General features: G+C 46.5%; 5 protein-coding genes and 1 pseudogene. All 6 read right to left on the bottom strand.

The window, feature by feature from the left end:
- The coding region (locus KB557_RS09835; RefSeq protein ID WP_255133746.1) for a methyltransferase domain-containing protein at positions 1–784 on the bottom strand (784 nt) is incomplete at its 3' end.
- Entirely contained in the window at positions 781–1,221 is a 441-nt protein-coding gene (locus KB557_RS09830; protein ID WP_255133745.1) for a TIGR03792 family protein, read from the bottom strand. The genes KB557_RS09830 and KB557_RS09835, both read right to left, overlap by 4 nt.
- Complete coding sequence (ispF, locus tag KB557_RS09825; protein ID WP_255133743.1) at positions 1,218–1,703, bottom strand: 2-C-methyl-D-erythritol 2,4-cyclodiphosphate synthase; 486 nt, start codon at positions 1,701–1,703, stop codon at positions 1,218–1,220. Before ispF ends, KB557_RS09830 begins: the two co-directional genes overlap by 4 nt.
- Before the next feature lie 106 nt (positions 1,704–1,809).
- On the bottom strand, positions 1,810–2,499 hold the full coding sequence (gene trmD / locus KB557_RS09820) for a tRNA (guanosine(37)-N1)-methyltransferase TrmD (RefSeq protein ID WP_255133741.1): 690 nt from the start codon (positions 2,497–2,499) through the stop codon (positions 1,810–1,812).
- A complete protein-coding gene (locus KB557_RS09815; protein ID WP_255133739.1) occupies positions 2,499–2,972 on the bottom strand; it encodes a phycobiliprotein lyase in 474 nt (157 codons plus the stop codon). The genes trmD and KB557_RS09815 overlap by 1 nt, the downstream gene beginning before the upstream one ends.
- Positions 2,973–3,022: 50 nt before the next feature.
- Positions 3,023–3,567, bottom strand: a pseudogene (locus KB557_RS09810) (hypothetical protein); the annotation flags it as partial.

The following is a 3,567-nucleotide window of genomic DNA, read 5'->3' as shown; positions in this document are numbered from 1 at the left end:
CTAAGGCAGGGGTTTGCCATAGGCTTTGATTGTTTTTAGCGTGGTTAATTTCTGCTTCCAGGGCCTCCTGCTGGCTTTGTGTCCAAACACCATCAGCAATTAGCTGGGCTGGATAACTAGTAAGAAAATCCTCAAGCCATTGGGCTTTTTTATGGCCATTAGGGGAGCAGGCAAGCAGGCTGCAACTGCTTACGAGTTCAAAACCCTGCTGCTGCAAAAGTGCTGGAAGCCTTCTGGCCACATTTGGATCACCACCATGGGATTGCCAGTGCTGAATGCAACAGTTAACAAATTCAGCTACTACTGAACCATGGGGATGTAATGAGAAGGTATCCCAGCGGATGTATTCATGCAGCACTAATTTAGCGCCGCGTCTTAGGGAACTTTTGATTAATTCTAATAGGGGATTTAGATCAGTAAGAAACATGCACAACCATCTGCACCAGGCGCCGTCCCAGCTGTAATCAGCAATCGCTAAAGGTGCGGGCTCTGCCAAATTAAGCAGTTCAGCTTTTAACTGTGGCAGCTGCAATTCTGCTGCCTGTTCATTTAAGTATGTGATGTAGCTGGGGGATTGATCAATACCTAGCACCTGGCCAGTTGAGCCAACTCGTTTCGCTAAATCAAAGCTGGCAAATCCTGGCCCGCAGCCAAGATCCAAAAGCCGATCACCACTTTTAAAGCCCGCTTTATCCCAAGCCGCCATCGCTTCTGCTTGCCAGATTTGATGTTGGCGCCCAAGCCGATTTAGTTCTTCGCTGTGGGTGCCGAGCACATAGGTCATTGAATTGGTTGCAAAGATCCAGTGCGTTGTAGGGGTAGGGGTTTTGATGCACCACTACCTAAGCAGCGTTGTAGTACTCGATCAAATCGGTTTTCGGTTTTTTTAATACTGCCAGCTGGAATTGCATCCCATTCAGATTGGCTCAACCAACCAATTAAAACCACAGCCTGCTGGCGATCACGATCCCAAAGTAATTCCCTGCCTTGATAACCGCTTTGTTTCTCAAGCCATGGCTCCCACACCTCAGCTTCTGCTGTGCGCCAGCAGCTGGTTTGGTCTTTTGTAACCGGCATTTGTAAAACCTCCACCACACCTGCATTGGGATCAAGTTCCCGCAGGGCCATAGCTGGGCTTGTTGTTATCAATAGGCAAGCAAACAAGCCCAAAAGGATCAGGCCATTACCCACCAGCGCTTTTAACAATGCAACAATTTTCATAGATGCACCAGTAAGGCAACGGCATGGCAAGAAATACCTTCTTCCCTACCTTCAGGGCCGAGTTTTTCATTTGTGGTGGCCTTCACGCCAACTTGATCTGGATTTACACCTAATGATCCTGCAATTCTTGCTCGTATTGTTTCTATATGGGGCTTCAATTTAGGCCTCTCTGCAATAACAACAGCATCTATATTTGCCACTTGCCAGCCCTGTTGTTTAATTAAGGAATTAACCTGCTCTAATAACTTAAGGCTATTGGCACCTTTCCATTGGGGATCATCAGGGGGAAAGTATTTGCCAATATCTCCTAGACTCAAGGCACCAAGTAAAGCATCCATGATGGCGTGAACCAATACATCAGCATCGCTGTGGCCATCGAGGCCAAGCCCATCTGGATGTTCAAGTAATTCGCCACCAATTATTAGTGGCCTACCTGCAATGAGGCAGTGGATGTCGTAACCATTACCGATACGGATATTCATCAGGGTTGATTAATGGTAGAAATTGCAGACTTACTTTTCTGAAACCAAAGTTCTCTTCCCATTTGATTCTAACCGGTTATTGCAACGCAACTATAGGTGGGCTTATTCATTGCTGCGCCTGCCATTTTGCCCAGAGATCTGGCCGACGTTCGCGGGTGCGTTGTTGTTGCTGTTCGATTCGCCAGCGTGCGATGGCACCATGATCGCCACTACGCAATACCTCTGGCACTTGTTGGCCTTGAAATTCTGCAGGGCGCGTGTAATGGGGATGTTCTAATAATCCAGCACTATGGCTTTCCTCAATTAATGATTCAGCACTGCCAACAGTGCCTGGTAACAACCTAACTACCCCATTAATAATCGTCATCGCTGGTAATTCGCCACCAGTAAGTATGAAATCACCTAACGAAACTTCTTCATCTGCTAAACCACGAATACGCTCATCAAAGCCTTCGTAATGCCCGCAAATAAGAATTAATTGTTGGTAATTATCTGCCCATTCTTGCAATTTGTGCTGCTGTAATGGAATCCCTTGAGGGGTCATTAGTAGGCTGCGGCAGCTCTCCTGTTTTGGGATTGCTTGAAAGGCAGCAAATACCGGTTCTGGTTTTAAAACCATCCCGGCCCCACCGCCATAGGGTTCATCATCAACCTTGCGGTAGCGATCAGTGGTGTAATCACGAGGATTATGGCAATACAAACTTGCAATTCCTGAACTAAAAGCACGGCCGATTACCCCCAATTCAGTTAATGGTGCAAACGCTTCTGGCACCAAGCTCAACACATCAATGCGCATCAGCTAGGCGGCCTACTTACGCGGCGGATTTCAGAACAAAATTGTGATGCTTCTAAAATTTCAGCATTCCAAACCAAAAGGCTACGTAAACGTAAATTTGGTTTTTGAAACCAAATTGTTTCTTGCATTTTTCTAGCACCAACTTGATGTTCAATTTCTAATTGCGCCTCCGGTTGTAAACGCCAACAGCCGCAGATCCCCGCATCATCTTGAAAGCGGCCATCAGCAAAAAAAATAAGCTGCCGGGGTGGCGTGTTCGGATTCTGTAGTTGCAATGATCCCAGCTGCCCTTCTGTATCGCCAGTTTTCGCAGGCAGCCATTGCCAATGCAGTTCAGCCCGCTCGCTTTCTTCCCAACTACTTTCGCCCTGATCGGGTTTATAGCGTGATCGCAAGCTCAACCAGTTCCCACCGCATAGCTCCATAAGCTCTACAGCGCTAACGGGTGGAAATGGCTTGCTGTTAACTGTCACAGGGCTGATCAATTTGCGATGTTTCTATCATCGCTTGTGCCCCTCCCTTACTAGAACATCCAGGCAGCACCCTCGCTAACGAAACCTAAGCCAGGCAGGGTTGCAGCTTCAGCGCTGTTTGCTGTGTAGAAATGTTCGCCGCTTGATGGCTTATAGAACCTCTGTACAGCTGTAAAACCAGTGCTTCCTGAAGAGGGAATAGATAAGGCTCTACCCGCAACACCTTCGTATAGATAGCCAATATTTTTAGCTGAGGCAACTTCAGAATCGCTCAAGGTAAGAAGGTGATCTTTGTTATTAGGGTTGTAGAGGCGATGAACTTCGATTAAGCCACCATTTTCGCCTCCAGCAGAAGGAATCAGATTCCAAGCTGATCCTTCAAGTTTCCAACCATTATTAATCAAGCTTGATGCTTCTTTTGTATCTGCAGTGTAATGGTGCAAACCTGTTATAGGATCCAAATAACGGTTATTAGTTAGATCTGTTGGAAATACAGTGTCGGTTGGTTTCACATTAAGGTTTTGAATGCGCTGATCTTGAGTTGCTGGAGTATCAGCATTGTTAAAAGCCTTTTCTTTCGATGGATAAGTTGCTT

Origin of the sequence: Synechococcus sp. Cruz CV12-2-Slac-r, from assembly GCF_024346075.1 — a bacterium.
Classification (GTDB): Bacteria; Cyanobacteriota; Cyanobacteriia; order PCC-6307; family Cyanobiaceae; genus Synechococcus_D.
The sequence above is the reverse complement of the archived record's forward strand: the minus strand, read 5'-3'. Positions and strand labels throughout refer to the sequence as shown.

Bases quoted from the DNA above. Each gene is read 5' to 3' on its own strand.
- ispF (WP_255133743.1), bottom strand. From the start codon at position 1,703: ATGAATATCCGTATCGGTAATGGTTACGACATCCACTGCCTCATTGCA.
- KB557_RS09830 (WP_255133745.1), bottom strand. From the start codon at position 1,221: ATGAAAATTGTTGCATTGTTAAAAGCGCTGGTGGGTAATGGCCTGATC.
- trmD (WP_255133741.1), bottom strand. From the start codon at position 2,499: ATGCGCATTGATGTGTTGAGCTTGGTGCCAGAAGCGTTTGCACCATTA.